Here is a 21,556-nt window from a genome sequence, read left to right on the forward strand (position 1 = left end):
CTCATCAGGTACACAGGAAAGAGGGCGGCACCGAAACGGTGTCGCCCTTTCTGGCCTACCGGTCGAGTTCGAGGACTTTGATCCGCTGCTCGCCGCTCGCGACGGCCGGGTCGGCCCGCCAGCGGTCGAAGAGGGCGAGGGCCTGGCCCCGGTCCCGGAAATCGGTGAACTCCAGGACCTGCTCGCCCTCGCCGCCGTGCAGCGGCAGCCGGGTTCTGACCACTTGCCATTTACCCGAGGGCCACCGGTCCTCGTTTACACGATCCACCCCTGAATCCTTACACCCTCATTGACAACCAGCAAATTAGCTGCTTGACCGAGACATGCGGCCGGTACGATCCGGCGACGTGATCAATGAATACGCACTGCCCGGTGACGCTGTGTTCCCCGAGGGCATCACCGAGGACCCCGACGGTGTCACGTTCTACGTGTCCAGCGCCCGGCAGGGCACGATCTTCCGCTGCCGCTCCGACCGGGCCGAGGCCGAGGTCTGGCAGCCGGCCGGGGCCGAGGGCCGCACCAGGGCGCTGGGCATGGCCGTCGACGGTCACGGCCGCCTGCTGGTGTGCGGGTGGGAGACGGGTTTCCTTTTCGCGTACGACACCGCGACCGGCGAACTGCTGGCCCGCCTGCATTTCGGCGGCAAGCTGAACGACGTGTGCGTGGCCGGCGGCTACGCCTACGTCACCGACTCAGGCCACCCCACGGTGTGGCGGATCGCGGCCGGTGAGCGGATCGGCGAACCGGAGGCCTGGCTGGACCTGACGGCCTATGGCGAGGACGCGGACGCCAACCCGTTCCTGAACGGGATCATCCCGGTGGCCGGCGGCGAGTACCTGCTGGTCGCGGCGCAGGGCACCGGCAACCTCTGGCGGATCAGCACCACGACGGCGCAGGCCGAGCCGGTCGACATGTCCTTCACGCTGTACGCGGACGGCATGGTCCGCGCCGGTGACGTCGTCTACGCCTGCGACAACGACGACGACAACTTCTACCTGACGGCCTTCACCCTCGACGCCGACTTCCGCAAGGCGGAGCTGGCCGGGCGCTGGGCGCGGCCCTTCGACGAGACGCCGACGACAGCCGGGCTGGTCGGTGGCCGGCTGCTGCTGGTCAACTCGCAGTTCGCCAACGCGAGCCCTGGTGCCCCGTTCACGGTCAGCGCGATCGAGCCACCACTGTAGACAGTCCTTTCCGCTACCAGGCGAGGAGCCTCGTCAGCCGGACGGCGCTGTAGCGCAGCACCTGCTCGGCCTCCGCCCGCCGGTACGGGAAGTCCGTGACGGGCATCGTGGCCGACAGGGCGCCGCGCAGGCTGCCATCCGGGGCGTGGATCGCGACGGCCAGGCTGGCGAGCCCTGGTGCGAACTCGGCGACGTCGGCCGCGATGCCGGTACGCCGTACGGAGTCGAGGATCGGCCCCATCCGGGTCCCCGGCAGGTGATCGGCGATGTACTCGGCCCGGTCCTCCCCGGGCAGCGCGGCCAGCAGCGCCCGCCCGACCGCGCTGCGGAACCCGCTCGACCGCAGCCGGGCAGCCGTGTACTGCGAGCGGATCGGCGCGCCGTTGTCCACAATGTCGGCGATGTTGACCTCGCCGTCCTTCAGCCTGCCGAAACAGGCCGCGACCCCGGCCCGGTCGTGTACGTCCCGCAGGACGAGCCGCACGGCCGGATCGAGGTCGAGGCGGCGGCACCAGTGCTCGTAGAGCGAGGCGAGCTGCTCGCCCAGGCCGTAGCCGCCGTCGTCGTGCCTGGTCAGATACCCGTGGTAGTGCAGGGTGCCGAGCATCCGGTAGGCGCTGGGCAGCGGCAGCTCGGCCCGGCGGGCCACGGTCTTTGCGCTGGCGCCCTCACCGTAGTCAGCGATCGCCTCCAGCACCCCGAGCGCCCGTTCGACCGAGCCGATCAGCCCGGCAGGACGTAGCTCCGGCATGGCTTCCCCTCACATCGTCTGCTGAATGATCAGCCGAACGATATGTCCGGGGCGGTGCGGACAAGCGCACATCGTGTCCGCCAAGAGGAAATTTCTGGGGCCGGGCAGAGCCGTTTGGGGTTGGGTGGAGCCGTCCTCCAGCAGGTTCCCTTTGCGCCCCGGCCTGGGGGCCGGAACACAAAGCGAACCAGGACGGCTCCACCCAACCCGTGCCCGGGCGCCGTTATCCGCACGACGCCTGCCGGCGCTTCACGGTCAGCCCAGTGGTGGTCAGGCGTCGAACTCGACCTGTTTGCGGGACAGCCTGTAGAGCAGGAAACCGCCACCCGCCAGGAACAAAGCCCCGATGACGTACCCGGCGAGCCACGGCCCCGTCACCGGCAGCCCCTTGGCCTGCGGCTCGCTGTCCCCGTCGCTCGCCAGCAGCACGGTGTCCGAACCGGACGGTTTCTCCTTCGTCCCGCCAGCCGAACCCCCGGCCGGGCGCTGCGACGGCGTCCCGCCAAAGGTCGGCTCGATGCTCGGCACGTGCGGCGTACTGGTCGCCTGCGGCGTCGGGGTCGGCTTGCCCTGCTGGCCCGGCGCGGTCACGGTGCCGGACAGCAGGCCGATGCCGAGGTCCGCGACGGTGGCGCCGGCCGCGGTGACCTGGACACGGATGGTGACAGCCTCGGCCCGCACCGCACCGGCCGGGCTGGTCTCCTTGCTCAGTGCCACGGTGCTGACCCTGATGCTCACGAGGCCAGGAGTTCCGGGTCCGAGCTTGGCCGGCACGGTCGCGTCCACCGACACGTCCGGCGTGCCGATCCGCTGCACCTGCCCGCCCGGCAGCACGACCTCCAGCAGCGGAGCCGTGTACTGGACGTCCCCGGTGGACACCACCGTCAGGCTCGGCTGGTGCAGTACCCGGACGGTGATCTGGCCGAGCAGGCTGACCTCTGCCAGCCCGGTCGATGCCTGCGCCGCCACGGCGGTCCTGCCGTGAACGTTCACAGTGGACGTACGCGCCTCGGCGCTCGCGACGCCTGCCTTGACCAGCGGGGCCGGGCGCAGGCTGCCGAGCAGTGTCTCCAGCAGCGGCAGGGCGGGCGTGCCACCGGGCAGGACGGTGGCCTCGGCGACCTGGGTACGTGCATGGCCGAGGGAGGCGGGCTCACCGCACCCGAAGCCGGGCTTCCACTTGGCGGCGGCCGAGGACTCGGCGAGGTTGACGGTCGCCAGGCCGGCCGCGTTGAGCGCCGGCAGCTTGGCCGTCGCGGGTGTGCCGTTCTCCGGCGGGGCGGCCTGTTTGGCTGGCGCCGCAGGGAGGGCGGACATGCCGAGCACCTTCGCGTCGGCGTAGTGCGCCTCCGCCGTGGTGATCACCGGCTTGGTGGTGTCCACGGCGCTGTGCGCGGTGGCGACCCGGGCGTCGAGCAGCGGCGGCAGGCTCACGCCGAGGGGCCTCAGGTCCAGCAGGCCCAGCCGGATCAGGGTGGCGCCCGCGGAGGCCTGGTAGGGGGCCGGGTGGCAGACGGGCTCGGCCAGTGCCGGAGCGGGGGCGCTGACCAGCGCGCCGAACATCAGGACCACGGGGACGATCCGGCCGGCGGGGCGGCCCGGGCGGACGCTCCGGGCCAGGGGGGTGGTGCGACGGATGAGAACCGTCGACATGAGACAGACCTCCCAATTGTGGGGTTGTGCCGTGTGCGTGGGACTCAACGGCACCCGCGAGGGGAGGTCACGCCGATCGGGGAAGTTGCTCGCCTGCCGAGAATTCGGCCAACCCGGGGAAATCGGGCTTAATACGTTTCTTCGTACACCACTATGCAGGGCATCTTGTTCGTCGACCAGTAAGCGTAAATCGTGCTTACGTGGTAGTAGCTCGTGAACCGGACGGCGACATAGTCGTTGGCCAGCCGGTAGGCCTCCCAGGTGTAGCCGGCACCCGGTTGCAGCTCGAGCAGGTCGACATAGCCCTTCGTGTACGAGAACCGGGCCGTCCCGCCGCTGGTCGCGGCCTTGCGGACCTGTGCGCCCTCGGTGGTGGGCGGTGGCGGCGTGGTCGGGGCCGGGCTGCCACCGGTGCTCTTGGTGTTCGTGCCCGGGGTGGCGGTCGCGACCATGACGGTCGCGGACGGCGAGGGTGAGGGGGCTGGCGACTGCGGCGTGCTGAAGATGTCGCGTGGGCCCGGTGTGGCACCCGGCGTCCCTGTGGTCTCCACCCGGGTGTTCTGTGCCTGGATCGGCGGGGCACCCGGGGGCGGCCCGGGCGGCGTGGCGCTCGCCGAACCGGAGGAAACCCGGGGCGATGGCCGCGTCGTTCCGGACGCCGGCGAGGTCGCCTGGGGGATCACGGGTGGCAGTGCTGCGACTACGGTGAGTGTCGGCCTCGGGGCAGGAATCGGAAGATTCGGAATTTCCGCCAGGCTCTGTGGCTCGGAGGCGCGCACACCGAGCCACGCCACCGTTACGGCGACCGTAGTCACGGTGCCCCAGGCGGCCAAGATGCCGAGAGCGCGACGCACGTCGTTATTCTCCCGAACCTTGGCCCAAAGGCAACCCTTGAGTACGGTCACATTATGGCGAGGGTGCTGCTGGTAGAGGACGACGCGGAGATCCGCGTGGCGCTGGTTCGTGCCCTGACGCAGCGTGATCATGTGGTCCGCGCCGTCGGCGAGGCGATGACCGGGATCCGCGAGGTCACCGGGTGGGACCCGGATGTGGTCGTGCTCGACCTCGGGCTGCCCGACCTCGACGGGTCGGTGACGCTGTCGATGATCCGGGCCGTGTCCCGGGTGCCGGTGCTCATCGCGACCGCGCGCGACACCGAGTACGAGATCATCCGGATGCTCAACGCCGGGGCGGACGACTACCTGATCAAGCCGTTCTCCGCCGACCACCTCGCCGCCAGGATCTCGGCCGTGCTGCGCCGGGCCACGCCGCGCGAGCACCCGGCGGAGCTGATCGAGGTCGGCGGGCTCCGCCTGGACCTCGGCGCGCGGGACGCCACCTTCGACGGCGAGCCGCTCCGCCTGTCCAAGCGTGAGTTCGACCTGCTGGCCTACCTGGCGGCCCGCCCTGGCCGCGTGGTCGGCCGCCGTGAGCTCCTGACCGAGGTCTGGCACACCCCCTACGGCGGGGACGACCAGACCATCGACGTGCACGTGTCGTGGCTGCGCCGCAAGCTAGGCGAGTCAGCGGCCCAGCCCCGCTACCTGCACACGGTGCGCGGCGTAGGCGTCAAGCTGGTAGCCCCCGAGTAGCCGGGAGATGCCGGCACGGTGAAGAGGCCGGTGATCATTTCTCTTGATCTTTGTACTTGATCTGACCTGAAGTGGCCCGCTGAGGGCGGCGAGGCGAAGGCGCAGAGGTTCCGCCATACCGGTGTTGTATGGCGGGTTCTCTGCAACGCGCGCATCGTCGTCCTCAGCGGGTCCAAACGGCCTAGCGCTGGAAGACGAGGGTTATCCTGGCGCCGCCCAAGGGGCTGGGCTCGACTGTCAGTTCGCCGCCGGTGGACTCGGCGACCCGGCGGGCGATGTCGAGGCCGAGGCCTGAGCCGCCGGCCCCGCTCGCGCCGCGCAGCATCGCCTTGTCGGGTGTCTCGATCCCAGGGCCGGCGTCGTCGACCACGAGCTGGACCTGGCTGCCGCGCGGCAGGACGGAGACCTGGTACGCGGTGCCGGGCGGCGTGTGCTGGAAGACGTTGCCCAGCACGGTGTCGAGGGCCGAGGCAGCGTCAGCCCGCCCGACGGCCACCGGTACCTGCACGCCGAGGCCCTGGGCCGTCCAGGCACGGTGCTGGTCGGCGGCCAGGATGGCCCAGAACGCCGTCCGGTCGGCCGCCACGGCCGCGATGTCGCACCGGGCGGGTTCGATGTCGTGGAGGGGCTCACGGGCGTCCTGAATGATCGACGTGAGCTCCTGCTCGGTCTGCCGGGCGGCGTCGAGTACCCGGTTGCGTTCCGGGCCGGGCGGCAGGGCCTCGGCGTTGAGCCGGAGCGCCGTCAGCGGCGTACGCAGCCGGTGCGACAGGTCGGCGATGAGTTCCCGTTCGCTGGCGAGCAGGGCCTGGATCCGGTCGGCCATGTCGTTGAAGGCCGCGCCGGCCGTCTTGATCTCCGGCGGCCCGCCCGGCTCGACCCGTACCGAGGTGTCGCCGCCACCGAGCCGGTCGGCGGCGGCGGCCAGTTCCTCGCTGGCCTTCACGGCGCTCCTGGTCATCCACGCCGCCACGAACCCGGCCGCGACGAGCAGCAGCAGGCCCAGCACGGCCGGGCCGCCCCAGGCGAGGCGCAGTTCACGGTTGAGTTCCTCTGAGGGGACGTAGGCCTCGATCACCACGCGGCCCGCCGGGCGCAGGTATGCGGCTCCGCCGGGTACGTCGAATGTCTCCGCTGTGCCCTTGTTCCTGACCGCTTCGAAAGCCGCAATCGGTGCCCTGCGTTCCGCGCCGAGCATGACCCCGGTCGGCAGCGACACCCCGATCCGTCCCCTGCGCTCCTCCGGGAGGGCGGCGAGCGCCTGGCGGAGGTCTTCGGGCTCCGTGCTGACCCGGGCTACGGCCGCCACCGCGTCGGCCTCCCGTTCAGCCTGGAACAGAGCATTGTTCCGGGTCGAGTGATATGCGACCGTAGCGAGCGGGACGGCCCACGCGAGGGTGACAAGAGTCCCCACCGCGAGAGCGACCAGCACGAACCTACGCCTCATTACAGGCAAGGTACGCTGCACTGCTGCCACTGCCAACTAGGCCAACAGTTGGGCCAATGACAGGTGGCAGCTGAGGGACCTTTGAGCGACGCTTGAGGGTACGAACCGGCTGACGCGCCGTTATCGGCGCTGTCGCTGGACAAAATGGCTCGGGAGTCCGCTAATAGAGCACACCTCTCACGTCGTGTGCCGTGAGGCGTCATGTCGTCGTTGCTACATGTCGTTGTCGCTATTTTTTCGGTCCGCAGGAGGGGGCGGTGAGCGCAGTGCTGCTTGAGAGCATGCTGTCCGAGAAGGAAGCTATGGCCTATGTGGCCAGCGCGGGGTTCCGGGCCGGCCCGGTCGGCTCCGTGGGCGCGGAACTGGAATGGATCGTCCGTGACCCGCAGGACCCGCTGAGCCGCCCCCATCCGGCCCGGCTGCGTGAGGCCGTGGCCGGCCTGCCGGACCCCCTGCCCGGCGGGGGCCGGATCACCATCGAGCCCGGCGGGCAGCTCGAGCTCAGCTCTGGCGTCAGCGGTTCCCTCGCCGAGTGCGTCTCGGCCGTCCAGTCGGACATGGCACTGCTCACCGCCGCCGTGGAGGCCGCTGGGCTGCGGCTGGAGGGCGGCGGGCTCGACATGCTCCGCCCGGCGTACCGGGTGCTCGACACGCCCCGCTACGTCGCGCTCGAACGCTTCAACGACCGGCAGGGCCCCGAGGGCCGCGTGGTCGCGTGCAACTCGGCCTCCGTGCAGGTCTGCCTCGACGCCGGCGACGACACCGACTCCTGGAGCGGCTACCGGCGGCGCTGGTGGCTGTCCGACGCGATGGGCCCGATGCTCCTGGCGGCCTTCGCCAACTCCCCGGGCACGGCTGGCGGGCACCGGTGGCGGTCCACCCGGCAGGTACTGCGGTTCGCGATGGACAGCTCCCGCACGCGGGCGCCCCGGCTGACCGACGACCCGGGCAAGGAATGGGCCCGGTACGCGCTGGCCGCGAAGGTCGCCGTCGTCGCCAGCCCGGAGGCCGACGCGGAGACCGCGGACTGGACGGCGCCCGAGGGCCTGACCATGCGCGCCTGGCTGCGGGGCGCCGGGCCACGGCCGGTGACGTACACCGACCTGGAACTGCACCTGGGGACGCTCGTGCCGCCGGTCAGGCCGCGCGGGTACCTGGAGTTCCGCATGATCGACCAGCAGGACGGCGAGAACTGGATCGTGCCGGTCGCCCTCGTCACGGCGCTGCTGGACGACCCGGTCGCCGCCGAGCAGGCCGCCGCGCTCGTCGCGCCGCTCCGCTCGCTGCGCAGGCACCACGACTGGGTCACGGCTGCCCGGCGCGGGCTGCGCGAGCCGGCTCTGGCCGAGGCCGCGTACGGCTGCTTCCAGATCGCGCTGCGGGCACTGGACCGGATGGGTGCGCCCGGGCCGATCGTGGACGCGGTGGCGGCGTTCGCTGCCCGGTACCCGGCCCAGGGCCGCTGCCCGGCCGACGACGTCGCCGCCCGCCGGGTCCGGACAGCAGTCGCCGCCTGAGCGGCGCGGAGCGGGCAGAGGCGTAATACTGGCTGGATGACGACCCCCCGGCAGGAACGCAGCGAGCGGACACGGGAACGGCTGCTGGACGCGACCGTCGCGTGCCTGATCGAGATCGGCTACGCCCGCACGTCGATGCAGGAGGTGTGTACCCGCGCGGAACTCTCGCGCGGGGCACAGCTCCACCACTTCCCGACGAAGGCCGGGCTGATGGCCGCAGCCATCGCGCACCTGACCCGCAAGCAGACCGAGCGGGTACTGGCCGCCGAGTCCACGCTGCCGGCCGGAGCCGACCGGATCGACGCGCTGCTGGACCTGATGTGGGAAGGGTTCTCCGGCCCGCTCGCCAAGGCCTCGATCGAGCTGTGGGTGGCGTGCGCCAACGATCCCGAGCTGCGCGAGGTGATGCTGCCGGTCGAGCGGGGGCTCGCACACGCCACTTTGGAGCTGTGCCGCAAGTACGCGGGTGCCGACGCCGGCCAGAAGGCCGTCGAGACGATCGGCTGGCTGACCATCGACCTGCACCGTGGCCTCGCGGTGGACGAGATGCTCGGCGGCGACCCGAAGCGCCGGAAGCACCTGCTGGACACGTGGAAGACGATGGCGAGGGCGGCTATAGCAGACGGATAGGACCCGTAATTTTCTGCGGGTTCTGCCGAGCACGGACTGAGAAGCCACAGGTCGTAGGGAGGGGACAAAAGCAGTGTCAGAGATGCCAAGAGTGCACACAGGACTGAGCGCGACAAACTGCCCGGGTTGTGCTTACGCTCTGTCCATGGCAAAAAGCCCCAATGCCCCTGGCTCCCCCATGCCCATCGAACAGATCGTGAGGGCGCACGACGCCGAGATCTACCTGCTGCAACAGCAGCGGCGCGCAGACTTCAAGCTCATCCAGGCGATCCATATGGACACGCAGGACCTGAAGCGAGACACGCAGGACCTGAAGCACCGGGTCATGAACCTGGAAGCTGGTCAGGCGCGGCTCGAAGCTGGTCAGGCCGAGCTGCAGGCTGGTCAGGCCGAGCTGCGGGCCGGCATGGCCCTGATCGCCGACAGCCTGAACATCCTGATCGCCCGCGACAAGCTGCGTGGACCGGACAGCGAGGAAGGATGGGCCGAGGAGTAGACGGCTCGATGGCAAACGGCGGCCCGTGTACCCGGATCTGGGTGCACGGGCCGCTTTTGCTGTCAGAGGACGACGCCGGACGTGATCAGGGTGTCGACTTCGGAGATGCCCCAGGATTCGAGGGCTGTGCGGGAGTGTTCGCCGGGCTGGGGCGGGCGGGTCGTGAGGGTTGCCGGGGTGCGGGAGAAGCGGGGGGCCGGGGCTGGCTGGAGTACGCCGTCGCGGGTGACGAAGGTGCCGCGGGCGGCCAGGTGGGGGTGGCTGGGGGCTTCGAGGAGCGAGAGGACCGGGGCGACGCAGGCGTCGGAGCCGTCGAAGGTGGCGGCCCACTCGTCGCGGGTACGTTCCTTGAACCGGGTGGCGATGGCTGTGCGGAGGTCGTCCCAGGAGGAACGGTCGATGTCGGCTGGCAGGCCCAGGCGGTCGAGGAACGCGGCGTAGAACTGGGGTTCCAGGGCGCCGACGGACACGTGCCCGCCGTCGGAGCACTCGTACACGTCGTAGAACGGGGCGCCGGTGTCGAGCAGGTTGACGCCGCGTTCGTCGCGCCAGTGGCCGCCGTGCAGCATGCCGTAGAGCATCGTGGAGAGTACGGCGGCTCCGTCGACGATGGCCGCGTCGACGACCTGGCCGAGGCCGGAGGTGCGGGCCTCGAAGACGGCGGCCAGTACGCCGAGGGCGAGGAAGAGGCCCCCGCCGCCGAAGTCGCCGAGCAGGTTCACGGGGACCTGCGGCGGGCCGCCTGCCCGGCCGATCGGGTGCAGGGTTCCGGCGAGGCTCAGGTACGTGAGGTCGTGGCCCGCTGTCTGTGCGAGGGGCCCGTCCTGGCCCCAGCCGGTCATCCGGCCGTAGACGAGCCTCGGGTTGACGGCGGCGCACGCTTCCGGGCCGAAGCCGAGGCGTTCGGCGACGCCGGGCCGGAAGCCCTCGATGAGCGCGTCGGCCCGGCTGGCCAGGTCGAGGACGAGTGCTGCGGCGTCCGGGTGCTTGAGGTCGACGGCTACGGACGGCCTGCCCCGGTTGAGCAGGTCGTGTTCTGCCGCGCCGAGCCGGAGGGTGCCGCCTGGCCGGTCGATCCGGATGATGTCCGCGCCGAGGTCGGCCAGCAGCATCGCGGCGAACGGGGCGGGGCCGATACCCGCGATTTCGACAATCTTCAATCCGGCCAAGGGTCCGGGCATGTCTTCCTCCCACTCAGGCGGCTGTGCTACAAGTTACATGCAGTCCAGACTGTTTGTGAATGAGGAGCGCCGGTAACGAGTCCCGGGAACGGAGCGCGGATGGATCAGGAGCAGGCGTACCGTGCGGCGCTGGCCGCACCGACCCTGAACGCTGCACTGCGGATCACGGCCGGGGCCAGGCGGGACGAGATCGCGGTACGGACGGCCGACGGCGCCGTTGCGTACACGTACGGGGAGCTGCTGGCCAGGGCTGAGCGGGTCGCGGCCGGCCTGGCGGGGCTCGGCGTGTCGGCAGGGGACACCGTCGCGGTGATGCTGGTGAACCGGCCGGAGTTCCACGTCGTCGACATCGCGGCGATGCTGCTGGGGGCCGTGCCGTTCTCCGTGTACAACTCCAGCTCCGCCGAGCAGGTGGCGCAGCTCTTCGCTGACGCGGGTAACCGGATCGTCGTCACCGAGCCGCAGTTCCTGGAGAAGGTGAAGTCTGCGGAGACGATCGTCCTGGTGGACGAGCTGCCGGAAGCCGATGGTTTCGCTGAGGCCGATGTGCAGCCTGATGACCTGCTGACTCTTATCTACACGTCAGGGACTACAGGGCAGCCGAAGGGCGTCGAGATCAGCCACCGCACGATCCTGGCCCAGATCCGGGGCGCCGAGGCCGCGCTGGGCCTGACGCCGGGCGGGCGGACCATCTCGTACCTGCCGATGGCGCACCTCGCCGACCGCTGGATCTCCCACTACACCGCGATCTGCGTCAACGGTGGCACCGTGACCTGCTGCCCGGCCGTCGACCAGCTGGTCGGCATCGTGCCGGAGGTCCGGCCGACGGTGCTGTTCACCGTGCCGAGGCTGTGGCAGAAGCTCAAGGCGACGCTGGACGGCATGGGCGTCACCCCGGAACTCGGGCCGGTGGTCCGCGAGCGGCTCGGGCTGGACGAGTGCCGGTGGCTGATCCTCGGATCCGCCCCCACGCCGCGAGAGGTACTGGAGTTCTTCGCCGGGCTCGGGATCGAGATCCTTGAGGGCTGGGGCATGACGGAGACCTCGGGCGGCGCGTGCGTGAACCGGCCGGGCGCGGTACGGATCGGGACGGTGGGGGTGCCCTACGACGGTGTCGAGGTCCGGCTCGCTGAGGACGGTGAGCTGCTGTGCCGGGGGGAGATCTGCGTGAGCGGGTACCGGGGCGGAGGTGGCGGGCTGTACACGGACGACGGCTGGCTGCGGACGGGGGACCTGGCGGCGATCGACGCGGACGGGTACGTGACGATCACGGGACGGAAGAAGGACCTCATCATCAGCTCGGCGGGGAAGAACATGTCCCCGGCGCTGATCGAGGGGCAGCTCAGGGCCGCGAGCCCGCTGATCGGGCACGCGGTGTGCGTGGGGGACGGGCGGCCGTACAACGTGGCTCTGATCGTTCTTGATCCGGATCTGGCCGAGGCGGCCGGGGACGTGGAGGCGGCCGTCGCGGAGGCGGTCGGCCTGGCGAACGAGCGCCTGTCGAAACCGGAGCAGATCCGGCGCTGGACGATTCTGCCCGGGACGTGGGAGCCGTCCAGCGCGGAACTGACGCCGACGCTGAAACTGCGGCGGGCGGCCATTCTCGGCAGGTACAGGAAAGAAATTGAGGGTTTGTATGTCTGACCTCGCCGCATTGCGCGATCTGGCCCGGACTTTCCTCGCGAGAGAATCGGCGCCGCATCAGCAGAGATTCCGCGAACAGGGCCATGTCGACCGCGATTTCTGGCGGAAAGCCGGCGCGGCGGGGCTGCTGTGCCTGAGCATTCCCGAGGAGTACGGGGGAGGCGGCGGGACTTTCGCCCACGAGGCTGTCCTGCTGGAGGAACAGGCGCGTGGAATGGACAGCAGCTGGGGCCAGGCCGTCCACAGTGGAATAGTCGCGCACTATCTGCATTCCTATGGCACGGAAGAGCAGCGGCGGCGCTGGCTGCCCGGGATGGCCAGCGGTGACCTGGTCGGCGCCATCGCGATGACCGAGCCGGGCACCGGGTCGGATCTGCAGTCGGTGACGACGCGGGCCGAGCCCGACGGCGAAGAATATGTGCTGACCGGATCGAAAACGTTCATCACGAATGGTTATCTGTGCGACCTGGTGATCGTCGTCGCCCAGGCTCCGGGCGGGATCACGCTGTTCGTGGTGGAGGACGGGTTCACGAAAGGCCGGCCGCTCAAGAAGATCGGCATGAACGGCCAGGACACGTGTGAGCTGTTCTTCGACGGGGTCCGGGTGCCGGCCGCCAACCGGCTCGGCGAGGAGGGTGAGGGCTTCGCGCAGCTCATGACGCAGCTGCCGCAGGAACGGCTCATCATCGCCGTGGTGGCCGTCGCGACGATCGAGGCCGTCGTCGCGCACACGCTGGAATACGTGAAGGAGCGGGAGGCCTTCGGGCGGCCCATTTTCGGATTCCAGAACACGAAGTTCACGATGGCCGAGTGCGCGACGGCCGCGCGGATCGCGCGCGTGTTCGTCGACGACTGCGTCGCGAAGCATCTCGACGGCGGGCTCGACGTGCCGACGGCGGCGATGGCGAAGTACTGGACCACCGAGCAGCAGTGCAAGATCGTCGACGAGTGCCTGCAACTCTTCGGGGGCTACGGTTACATGGCCGAGTACCCGATCTCGCAGGCGTACGTCGACTCCCGGGTACAGAAGATCTACGGCGGGACGAACGAGATCATGAAAGAGCTCATTGCGAGGTTCCTGTGACGACTGAAGCGTTCATCTACGACGCGCTGCGCACCCCGCGCGGCCGGGGCAAGGCGAGCGGCTCGCTGCACGAGGTCAAGCCGATCACCCTGGTCACGGGGCTGCTGGCCGCCGTGCGCGACCGCAATCCCGGCCTCGACCCGGCGCGGATCGACCAGCTGGTCCTCGGCATCGTCTCCCCGGTCGGCGACCAGGGCGGCGTGCTGCCGAAGGTCGCGGCGATCGCGGCCGGGCTGCCGCCGACGGTGGGCGGGACGCAGCTCAACCAGTTCTGCACGTCGGGCCTCGAAGCGGTGAACACCGCCGCAGCGAAGATCCGCTCCGGCTGGGACGACCTTGTGCTGGCCGGCGGCGTCGAGTCCATGTCCCGGCTGCCGTTCGGTTCCGACGGCAGCCCCTGGTACCTGGACCCGGAGACCTCCTACACCGCCGGCTTCATCCCGCAGGGCGTCAGCGCCGACCTCCTCGCGACGATCGAGGGCTTCACGCGGTCCGATGTGGACACCTTCGCCGCCGAGTCGCAGGCCAAGGCGGCCGCGGCCCGGCAGAACGGGTACTTCGCGAAGTCGGTCGTGCCGGTGACCGACCGCAACGGGCTGCCGATCCTGGCGGAGGACGAGTTCATCCGGCCCGGCACGACGGCCGAGTCGCTGGGCAAGCTGGCGCCGTCGTTCGAGGCGATGGGGCAGATGGGCGGCTTCGACGCGGTGGCGCTCCAGAAGTACCACCAGCTGGAGCGGGTCGACCATGTGCACACGGCTGGCAACTCGTCCGGGATCGTGGACGGTGCGGCGCTGGTGCTGATCGGGAGCGAGGCGGTCGGGCAGCAGCTCGGCCTGCGTCCCCGCGCCCGGATCGTCGTGGCGGCGATCAGCGGCGCCGAGCCGACCGTGATGCTCACCGGCCCCGGCCCGGCGATCGAGAAGGCCCTGAACAAGGCCGGGCTGACGATCGAGGACATGGACATCGTCGAGATCAACGAGGCGTTCGCCGCCGTGCCGATGCGCGTGATGCGGGAGATGAAGATCCCGGCGGAGAAGGTCAACGTGAACGGCGGCTCGATCGCCCTCGGCCACCCGCTCGGCGCGACCGGCGCGATGCTGGTCGGCACGGCACTCGACGAACTGGAACGGCGCGGAGCGCGCTACGCCCTGATCACCCTGTGCGCCGGTGGCGGGATGGGTGTCGCGACGATTATCGAGCGGATCTGATCACCGATGACGACTGATTTCCTGTACGACCTGACCGACGGCATCGCGACCCTGACGCTGACGGCTGACTCCGGCGTGCCGACGCTCGACGCCGGGTTCCGCGCCGGGTTGAAGTCCAGTGTGGACCGGCTGTACGCCGACCGCGACGCCATCTCCGGCGTGATCGTGACCTCGGCGGCGAAGGTGTTCCTGGCCGGTGCCGACCTGACCGAGTTCGCAGCTTCCCCGCCGGCGGCCGAGCTGTTCGGCATGGTCAGCGGGATCAAGGCCGACATGCGGCGGCTGGAGACCTTCGACCGGCCCGTCGTCGCCGCGCTGAACGGCACGGCGCTCGGCGGCGGCCTCGAACTCGCGCTCGCCTGCCACCACCGGATCGGCGTGGACCGCGCCGGCGTCGAGTACGGGCTGCCCGAGGTCATGCTCGGCCTGCTGCCGGGTGGGGGCGGTGTCACGCGCGTCGTGCGGATGCTGGGCATCCAGGAGGCGCTCATGCAGGTACTCCTGCGCGGGCAGCGGCACTCGCCTGCCCGGGCCGTGGACGCCGGCATCGTGGACGAGCTGGCCGCCCCGGAGGACCTGCTGGACGCGGCGCGGGCGTGGATCGCGGCCAACCCCGGTGCCGCGCAGCCGTGGGACCGGCCCGGGTACAAGATCCCGGGTGGCACGCCGTCCAACCCGAAGCTGGCGATGACCCTGCCCGCCTTCCCGGCGACGCTCAGCAAGGAGCTCAAGGGCGCCCACTACCCGGCCCCGCGCGCGATCATGGCGGCGGCGGTCGAGGGCTCGCAGGTCGACTTCGAGACGGCGCAGCGCATCGAGACCCGGTACTTCGTCAGCCTGGCCACCGGCCAGATCGCGAAGAACATGACCGGAGCCTTCTTCTTCGACCTGCAGGCCATCAGCAGCGGCGCGTCCCGGCCGGAGGCTCCCAGGTGGAAGGCCAGCAAGGTCGCCGTCCTCGGGGCCGGGATGATGGGTGCCGGCATCGCCTACGCCTGCGCGAAGGCCGGCCTGCCGGTGATCCTGAAGGACGTCTCGCTGGAGGCCGCCACGCGCGGGCTCGACGCCGTGAAGAAGATGGCCCGGCGCAAGCCGGAGATCGCCGAGCTGGTCACGCCGACCGGCGAACTGGCGGATCTCGCGGGCTGTGACCTGGTGATCGAGGCCGTCTTCGAGGACACGGCCCTCAAGCAGAAGCTCTTCGCCGAGCTGGAGCCGATCGTCGCCCCGGACGCACTCCTCGCGTCCAACACGTCCTCGCTGCCGATCACCACGCTCGCGACGGCCGTCCAGCGGCAGCAGGACTTCGTCGGCCTGCACTTCTTCTCCCCGGTGGACAAGATGATGCCTGTCGAGATCATCCGCGCCGCGAAGACGAGCGACGCCGCTCTGGCCAGGGCATACGACGTCGTACTCCAGATCAGGAAGACGCCGATCGTCGTCAACGACCGGCGCGGGTTCTTCACGAGCCGGGTGTTCGGCGCGTTCGTTCTGGAGGGCATGGCGCTGCTCGGCGAGGGCGTGCCGGCCGCGACGATCGAGCAGGCGGCGCTCCAGGCCGGGTACCCGGTCGGGCCGCTGGCCGTCACGGACGAGGTCACGCTGACCCTGCCGTACAAGCTGCGCCAGGAGACGCTGGCCGCTGCGGAGGCAGAGGGCTTCGACCATCCGCACCACCCGGGCGAGCAGGTGCTGACCCGGATGGTGGAGGAGTTCGGGCGCAAGGGGCGCGCGGCCGGCGGCGGGTTCTACGACTATCCGGAGGACGAGCAGAAGACCCTGTGGCCAGGGCTGTCGGCCTTCACCGGGCCGGGATGCGCCTTCGGCGAGATCCAGGAGCGTTTCCTGTACGCCCAGGTGGCCGAGACCCTGCGATGCGTCGCCGAGGGTGTCGTCGAGCCGGGGCCCGACGTGAACGTCGGCGCGATCCTGTCTATCGGCTTCCCGGCGTGGACCGGCGGCCCGCTGCGGTACCGCGACCAGGTGCCCGGCTTCGACGCGCGAGCTGCCGAACTGGCGGAGAAGTACGGCGAGCGCTTCCGGCTGCCGTAGGGGATAAGAAAAGCGCCGGGGTACCTCAGGTACCCCGGCGCTGGTGTCTCAGTGGTTTGCGAGGGCCCGCTCGACGTGGGTCGCGAGCTGCACCGGGGTCTCGTGCATCGGGTAGTGCCCGGCGTTGGCCAGCACTGTGAGGTCGGCGTTCGGGTAGTGGGCCAGCCACGTCTGGCGGATCAGGTCGGCGGAGACGGCCGGGTCGTGCTCGCCGATGATCAGGTGCACCGGCTGCGGCTTCCCCTCGATCTCCTTGACGAACGACGCCCGGCCCCAGGCCGGCAGGTACGCGGCGAAGGCGTCCCGGGCAGACGAGGTCACCGAGTGCTGGACCATGCCGTCGAGCCACAGCGCGCTGTTGCGGTTGCCGGTGGTGAAGTCGATGATGATCCGCCGGTTCTCCGGGGCGTCCGCAGCGCCGTCGAACAGCGCCCAGCCAGCCTCGTCGAACGGGAACCCGCTGGCCGGGATCGGGGCGATGCCGACGATGCCGCGCACGCGGTCCGGCGCGTCGGCCAGGACGCGCTGGGCGGCCGCCCCGCCCATCGAGTGCCCGATCAGCGAGAACCGGTCCCAGCCGAGCTGGTCGGCGAGGGCCAGCGTGTCGGCCGAGATCTCCTCGAGCGTGTAGTCGCCGCTGGCCTCCTTGCGGGTGCCGTAGCCCCGGTAGTCGAGGAACGCGTAGGTGTGGCGGTCGCCGTCGAGGTACCGGGGGAGCGAACCCCACTCGTCCGCCGACCCGAACCAGCCGTGCAACGCGATGACCTTGTGCTCGCCGGAGCCGTGCAGCAGGTGACTGATAGCCATAGTGGACACGTTAACGCGCCGGTGCGGCCCGTACCTTAAGAGGTCCTGACTCAATGACTGGTGCCGCCATAGCACCACCGCCATTGAGTTAGGACCTCTCAGCAACACGTCAGGCGCGACGCCGCCACGTGGCCAGCCCGAGCAGGACACCCAGCACGATCGTGGTGACCGCCGACCAGGCCAGGGTCTGCTGGCCGCCGATCGCGCCGACCAGCGGGCCGCCCAGCGCCGTACCGAGAGCCGCGGCCGGCATCAGCACAGCGCTGCGCAGCGCGAGGAGCTGGCTGAGCTGGTCGGGCGGGGCGACCCGCTGGAACAGCGCCATGCACATCGCCTGGAACGGGCCGTAGATCACGCCACCGAGCCCGAAGCCGATCACCCCGGGCCACGGCGAGGCGCTGAGCCCGCTCGGCAGCAGGCACACGCCCCACCCGACGATGATCACGGCGACGACCGGCCAGAGCGGGAGGCGGCGGAGCAGCCCGGTACCGAACGATCCGATCACCGCGCCCACCCCGTACGCCATCATGTACGCGCCGAGCAGGCCAGCCGAGGCGTGCAGCTCGTCGGCGATGTGGACGGGCAGGGCGACCTCCACCGGCCCGTACAGGAAGAAGAACCCGAAACTGACTCCAATGACGCCGAGCAGCATCGGGTTGCGGCGCAGGGTGTGCCAGGTGCCTCCGGTGCTGGCCGGCCGGGCAGTGTCTGCTGAGGACGGTTTGGCCACGTGGCGGACGGTCCAGGCGCAGGCAGCCAGGACCAGGAACGACGCGGCGTCGGCCGCGATCACCCAGCCCGGGTCGGCCACCGAGATCACCAGACCGGCCATCCCAGGGCCGATGATGAACGTCGCCTGGGCGATGGCGGACAGGATCGCGTTGCCCGTGACGTGGTGTTCGGCAGGCAGCCGCTCCGCGACCAGCGTGTACGCCCCAGCGTTGCCCCACGAGTGCAGCAGCGCCGACACGGCCAGCAGCGCGACGTAGCCCGGCGCGCTGAGCCAGCCGGCCAGGGCCAGGAAGGCGATGGTGCCGAGGGCCCCGCAGCGCAGCAGCGAGTCGACGAGCACGAGCCTGGCCCCGTCGAACCGGCGGACCAGCGGGCCGAGGACAGCGGCACCGATGCTGGCCGGCAGGGCGTACGCCGCGACGGCCAGGCCCGTCCACAGGCCGCGCTCCCCGGCCGGGGCGAGGGTCAGGGCCAGCCAGGACACGGCGACGAAGGTCATGCCGTCGCCGAGCGAGGACACCAGCATGCCGGGGAGGATCCTGCGGAACACGGGGTGCCCGAAGACCTGCCGGTACGTCCCGGCTGTGGTGGAGGTGGTGGCGATGGCTGTCACGCGCCGCACCCTGCCACCTCCACCCCGGTTGAAGTCAAGCCCGGTGGTACCCGTTCAGGAGAGGAGACCGAGAGTGAGGGACGCGGCGGCCGGCAGCAGGTACAGCACTGGGAAGACGGCGGTCTTGTACGACCGGGCGCGCAGGACGGTGATCACGGCTCCGGTGAAGTACAGGATCAGGCCGATGGCCGCCGCGACGCCGATCAGCGGGACGAAGAGGCCGACGATCAGGCCGAGCGAGCCCGCGCCCTTGGCTGCGGCGAGCCAGCCCCACCAGCCGCGCGGGACGCCGTACTCGATCAGCGGCTGCGCCACGAACTCGGCCTTGTGGGCAAGGGAGAACGCCGAGAAGCCGATCCAGAGGGCCGCGATGACGGTGACGATGACGTGTGCGGTGGACATGGGGCGCTCCTTGGGAGGGTGGGTGTTTCCGTGGTCTCTGCCTGGTCGACCCGGCCACCGCGCCAGATGTGACAGCCATCCGGCCACCCGCTCACGTGATCTGCTTCACGCCCTCCGCTGGGGCGTCAGAGCCGTTTCGGCATCGGGATCCGGTCGAGGTCGTGCGCGACCACCAGGTCCCCGTCGAAGTACTCGCGGGCCTCGGCCTCGAACGCGTGCAGGTCCCGGTACCGCTGCGAGAAGTGCGTCAGCACCAGCCGCCGTACCCCGCACTCGGCGGCGACCTTGGCAGCCTGCGCGGCCGTCAGGTGCCCGTACTCCCTGGCCAGCGCGGACTCCGCCGACAGGAACGTCGACTCGATCACCAGCATGTCCACCCGGTCGGCCAGCGCGTACACCGCGTCACACAGCCGGGTGTCCATCACGAACGCGAGCTTCTGCCCCGGCTTCGGCTCGCTGACCTGGCCGATCGTCACATCCCCGTACCTGCCGTCGCGGATCAGCTCGCTCACGGCCGGGCCGGTGATCCCGTGCTCGCGGAGCTTGTGCGGGAGCATGCGGTGACCGTCCGGTTCGGCCAGCCGGTACCCGTACGCCTCGATCGTGTGGTCCAGCCGCATCGCCGTCAGCCCGCCACCGATCGGGCCGTCCGCGTCGACCGGCTCCTCGATCAGCGTGGCGACCTCGTGGAACGCCGTCGCGTACCGCAGCCGGTGGAAGTAGTCCTTGCCCGAAGCCGGGTAGTGCGCGATGACCGGGTGCGCCACGCGGTCGAGGGACAGCCGCTGGACGATGCCCGGTACCCCGAGGGAGTGGTCGCCGTGCAGGTGCGTCACGCAGATCCGGGTGATGTCGCTGGCGGCCAGCCCGGCGTGCTGCATCTGGCGCTGCGTACCCTCGCCCGGGTCGAACAAGTAACCCTGCTCGTCCCAGCGGAGGAAGTACCCGTTGTGGTTGCGGGTCTTGGTCGGGGCCTGGGAGGCCGTGCCGAGTACCACCAGCTCACGCATGAAGATCACCCTAGAGGACGGGGCCGCGGCCGGGTCGCGGATCACAGGCGCGCGCCGATGGCGGCGTCGCTGTCGCGGATCACCGTGGCCAGCGCGGTGAGGGAGCCGCTGCCCGGGACGAAGTACCCGTCGTGGCCCTGCGTCCCGGCCGTCGGCAGCCGGTACGCGCCGAACTCCGCCGACATCGGGTCGGTGCCGTGGCCGAAGCCGAAGATCTTGCCGGACGGTACCCAGGCGATCGGGTCGCCGGCCGCCCGGCCAGCCCACACCCGGGCCGGGATGTCCCGCGCGGAGGCCACGCCCATGCCGGGGCTGCCGAGGGCGACCACATCGGTCACTGTGGACGGCAGCGCGCCGCACGACCCGGCCCCGGAACCCCGCCCGCCGCAGCCCTGGCCGCCCAGCCGGGCCGCCTCGCCGATCACGACCGAGCCGTAGCTGTGCCCGACCAGCGTGACCCTGGCCGACGGTGGCAGCGTGCCGAGGTACCTGACCAGGGCGCGAGCCCCGGCCCTGGCCGCCTCGGGGCGGGCTGCCGTCACGACGCCACCCACACCGGAGCCGCTCGGTGGCGCGTACCCGAGCCAGGCGACCACCGCCACATCGGACCGGCCGACCTCCGCAGACAGCCACGAGGCCCACTGCACGGGGGAGCGGCGGGCCACGCCGCCCAGCCCGGTCGCGAAGTTCGCCGGGGTCACCCCGGCGCCGGGCACCAGGACCACGATCCGGGAGGCGGTCGCCATGTCCCCTGTGGACGAGACGGTGGCAGCCGGCAGGTGGGGCGGGAGGAAGGCTAGTAACAGGAAAAGGAATCCGAACATGCACGGAAGGCTCGCCCGGCAGCCCCCGTGAGCACGTCACCCCGCGGAGCGGTCCTTGCCGTAGCCCTGCGGGGTGATCAGGCCGCTCTCGTATGCCACGACGACCGCCTGCGCCCGGTCGCGCAGGCCAAGCTTGCCCAGGATCCGGCCGACGTGCGTCTTCACCGTCTGCTCGGCCACGACCAGCTCTGCGGCGATCTCCGCATTGGACATCCCGCGCGCCACCTGGACCAGCACCTCGGTCTCGCGGGGCGTGAGCCCGGTCAGCGCCGCCGGAGCCGGCCCGGACGGCCTGCGGGCGAACTCGGCGATCAGCCGCCCGGTGACCTGCGGCGCGAGCAGCCCGTCACCGGCCGCGACCACCTGCACCGCCCTGATCAGGTCGGCGGCCGGCGCGTCCTTGAGCAGGAAACCGCTGGCCCCGGCCCGCAGCGCCTCGTACACGTAGTCGTCGAGGTCGAACGTCGTCAGGATCAGCACCCGCGCCTCCGGCACCTGGTCGCCGATGATCCGGGTCGCCTCGATGCCGTCCATCACCGGCATCCGCACGTCCATCAGGACCACGTCGGGACGGGTCTGCTTGGCGACGGTGATCGCCGCGGCCCCGTTCTCCGCGTCGCCGACGATCGTGATCCCCGGCTGCGCGGCCAGCAGCGCCCCGAAACCCTGCCGGACCATCGCCTGGTCATCGGCGATCATGACCCTGATCATCGGCCCTCACCCATC

The 21,556-nt window shown here is 70.7% G+C and carries 21 protein-coding genes; 9 read left to right on the forward strand and 12 right to left on the reverse strand.

The features are described from left to right. Positions 1 to 55: 55 nt before the first annotated feature. Positions 56 to 268: a hypothetical protein gene (locus A3G1_RS40930; RefSeq protein WP_157641466.1), complete on the reverse strand. Its 213-nt coding sequence runs from the start codon at positions 266 to 268 to the stop codon at positions 56 to 58. Between the two features lie 79 nt (positions 269 to 347). Here A3G1_RS40930 and A3G1_RS0128730 point away from each other — a divergent pair, with 79 nt between their 5' ends. Further along, the gene (locus A3G1_RS0128730; RefSeq protein WP_157641467.1) at positions 348 to 1,184 is read left to right on the forward strand and encodes an SMP-30/gluconolactonase/LRE family protein; all 837 of its coding nucleotides are present in this window, start codon (positions 348 to 350) and stop codon (positions 1,182 to 1,184) included. A 13-nt stretch (positions 1,185 to 1,197) separates the two neighbouring features. Here the strand turns inward: A3G1_RS0128730 and A3G1_RS0128735 are convergent, their stop codons facing one another. The 3 genes from A3G1_RS0128735 to A3G1_RS0128745 all read right to left on the reverse strand — a co-directional run bounded on the left by A3G1_RS0128735 (position 1,198) and on the right by A3G1_RS0128745 (position 4,139). Next, positions 1,198 to 1,935, reverse strand: coding sequence for an IclR family transcriptional regulator (locus A3G1_RS0128735; RefSeq protein ID WP_018352963.1), 738 nt, complete (start codon positions 1,933 to 1,935; stop codon positions 1,198 to 1,200). A gap of 270 nt (positions 1,936 to 2,205) precedes the next feature. Further along, positions 2,206 to 3,588: a hypothetical protein gene (locus A3G1_RS0128740; protein WP_157641468.1), complete on the reverse strand. Its 1,383-nt coding sequence runs from the start codon at positions 3,586 to 3,588 to the stop codon at positions 2,206 to 2,208. A 128-nt stretch (positions 3,589 to 3,716) separates the two neighbouring features. Next, on the reverse strand, positions 3,717 to 4,139 hold the full coding sequence (locus tag A3G1_RS0128745; protein ID WP_018352964.1) for a hypothetical protein: 423 nt from the start codon (positions 4,137 to 4,139) through the stop codon (positions 3,717 to 3,719). A gap of 357 nt (positions 4,140 to 4,496) precedes the next feature. On the opposite strand from A3G1_RS0128745, the gene A3G1_RS0128750 reads away from it, so the two are divergent. Next, the gene (locus A3G1_RS0128750; RefSeq protein WP_018352965.1) at positions 4,497 to 5,180 is read left to right on the forward strand and encodes a response regulator transcription factor; all 684 of its coding nucleotides are present in this window, start codon (positions 4,497 to 4,499) and stop codon (positions 5,178 to 5,180) included. A 181-nt stretch (positions 5,181 to 5,361) separates the two neighbouring features. On the opposite strand, the gene A3G1_RS0128755 is transcribed toward A3G1_RS0128750, so the two are convergent. Next, on the reverse strand, positions 5,362 to 6,627 hold the full coding sequence (locus tag A3G1_RS0128755; protein WP_026212630.1) for a sensor histidine kinase: 1,266 nt from the start codon (positions 6,625 to 6,627) through the stop codon (positions 5,362 to 5,364). Between the two features lie 257 nt (positions 6,628 to 6,884). On the opposite strand from A3G1_RS0128755, the gene A3G1_RS37320 reads away from it, so the two are divergent. From A3G1_RS37320 to A3G1_RS0128770, 3 genes are all read left to right on the forward strand, one after another. Continuing rightward, the gene (locus A3G1_RS37320) at positions 6,885 to 8,144 is read left to right on the forward strand and encodes a glutamate-cysteine ligase family protein (protein ID WP_018352967.1); all 1,260 of its coding nucleotides are present in this window, start codon (positions 6,885 to 6,887) and stop codon (positions 8,142 to 8,144) included. 36 nt (positions 8,145 to 8,180) lie between these two features. Next, a complete protein-coding gene (locus A3G1_RS0128765) occupies positions 8,181 to 8,774 on the forward strand; it encodes a TetR/AcrR family transcriptional regulator (RefSeq protein ID WP_018352968.1) in 594 nt (197 codons plus the stop codon). 145 nt (positions 8,775 to 8,919) lie between these two features. Beyond that, positions 8,920 to 9,270 (forward strand): hypothetical protein, encoded by a 351-nt coding sequence (locus tag A3G1_RS0128770; protein WP_157641469.1) that lies wholly within the window; start codon positions 8,920 to 8,922, stop codon positions 9,268 to 9,270. A 62-nt stretch (positions 9,271 to 9,332) separates the two neighbouring features. On the opposite strand, the gene A3G1_RS0128775 is transcribed toward A3G1_RS0128770, so the two are convergent. After that, a complete protein-coding gene (locus tag A3G1_RS0128775; RefSeq protein WP_026212631.1) occupies positions 9,333 to 10,451 on the reverse strand; it encodes a CaiB/BaiF CoA transferase family protein in 1,119 nt (372 codons plus the stop codon). 99 nt (positions 10,452 to 10,550) lie between these two features. Here A3G1_RS0128775 and A3G1_RS0128780 point away from each other — a divergent pair, with 99 nt between their 5' ends. Genes A3G1_RS0128780 through A3G1_RS37325 form a run of 4 tightly spaced genes read left to right on the forward strand, consistent with a single transcriptional unit; the run spans position 10,551 to position 16,442 of the window. Further along, positions 10,551 to 12,095, forward strand: a complete 1,545-nt coding sequence (locus tag A3G1_RS0128780) for an AMP-dependent synthetase/ligase (RefSeq protein WP_018352971.1) — start codon at positions 10,551 to 10,553, stop codon at positions 12,093 to 12,095. Next, on the forward strand, positions 12,088 to 13,179 hold the full coding sequence (locus A3G1_RS0128785) for an acyl-CoA dehydrogenase family protein (protein WP_040480103.1): 1,092 nt from the start codon (positions 12,088 to 12,090) through the stop codon (positions 13,177 to 13,179). Before A3G1_RS0128780 ends, A3G1_RS0128785 begins: the two co-directional genes overlap by 8 nt. Next, positions 13,176 to 14,390 (forward strand): acetyl-CoA C-acetyltransferase, encoded by a 1,215-nt coding sequence (locus A3G1_RS0128790; RefSeq protein WP_018352973.1) that lies wholly within the window; start codon positions 13,176 to 13,178, stop codon positions 14,388 to 14,390. Before A3G1_RS0128785 ends, A3G1_RS0128790 begins: the two co-directional genes overlap by 4 nt. Before the next feature lie 6 nt (positions 14,391 to 14,396). After that, positions 14,397 to 16,442: a 3-hydroxyacyl-CoA dehydrogenase NAD-binding domain-containing protein gene (locus A3G1_RS37325; protein WP_018352974.1), complete on the forward strand. Its 2,046-nt coding sequence runs from the start codon at positions 14,397 to 14,399 to the stop codon at positions 16,440 to 16,442. A gap of 48 nt (positions 16,443 to 16,490) precedes the next feature. Here A3G1_RS37325 and A3G1_RS0128800 read toward each other — a convergent pair whose 3' ends face one another. The 6 genes from A3G1_RS0128800 to A3G1_RS0128825 all read right to left on the reverse strand — a co-directional run bounded on the left by A3G1_RS0128800 (position 16,491) and on the right by A3G1_RS0128825 (position 21,541). After that, positions 16,491 to 17,249, reverse strand: a complete 759-nt coding sequence (locus A3G1_RS0128800; RefSeq protein WP_018352975.1) for an alpha/beta fold hydrolase — start codon at positions 17,247 to 17,249, stop codon at positions 16,491 to 16,493. 109 nt (positions 17,250 to 17,358) lie between these two features. Next, positions 17,359 to 18,594, reverse strand: coding sequence for an MFS transporter (locus A3G1_RS0128805; protein ID WP_157641470.1), 1,236 nt, complete (start codon positions 18,592 to 18,594; stop codon positions 17,359 to 17,361). Positions 18,595 to 18,648: 54 nt separating this feature from the next. Further along, positions 18,649 to 18,996 carry a DoxX family protein gene (locus tag A3G1_RS0128810; RefSeq protein ID WP_018352977.1) on the reverse strand — a complete coding sequence of 116 codons (348 nt, stop codon included), beginning with the start codon at positions 18,994 to 18,996 and terminating at the stop codon, positions 18,649 to 18,651. A 125-nt stretch (positions 18,997 to 19,121) separates the two neighbouring features. Continuing rightward, positions 19,122 to 20,012 (reverse strand): ribonuclease Z, encoded by an 891-nt coding sequence (locus tag A3G1_RS0128815; protein WP_026212634.1) that lies wholly within the window; start codon positions 20,010 to 20,012, stop codon positions 19,122 to 19,124. A gap of 35 nt (positions 20,013 to 20,047) precedes the next feature. Beyond that, entirely contained in the window at positions 20,048 to 20,830 is a 783-nt protein-coding gene (locus tag A3G1_RS37330; protein WP_083937166.1) for an alpha/beta hydrolase, read from the reverse strand. 36 nt (positions 20,831 to 20,866) lie between these two features. After that, positions 20,867 to 21,541: a response regulator gene (locus A3G1_RS0128825; RefSeq protein ID WP_018352980.1), complete on the reverse strand. Its 675-nt coding sequence runs from the start codon at positions 21,539 to 21,541 to the stop codon at positions 20,867 to 20,869. Positions 21,542 to 21,556: the final 15 nt, after the last annotated feature.

It is taken from the genome of Longispora albida DSM 44784 (assembly GCF_000379825.1).
Classification (GTDB): domain Bacteria; phylum Actinomycetota; class Actinomycetes; order Mycobacteriales; family Micromonosporaceae; genus Longispora; species Longispora albida.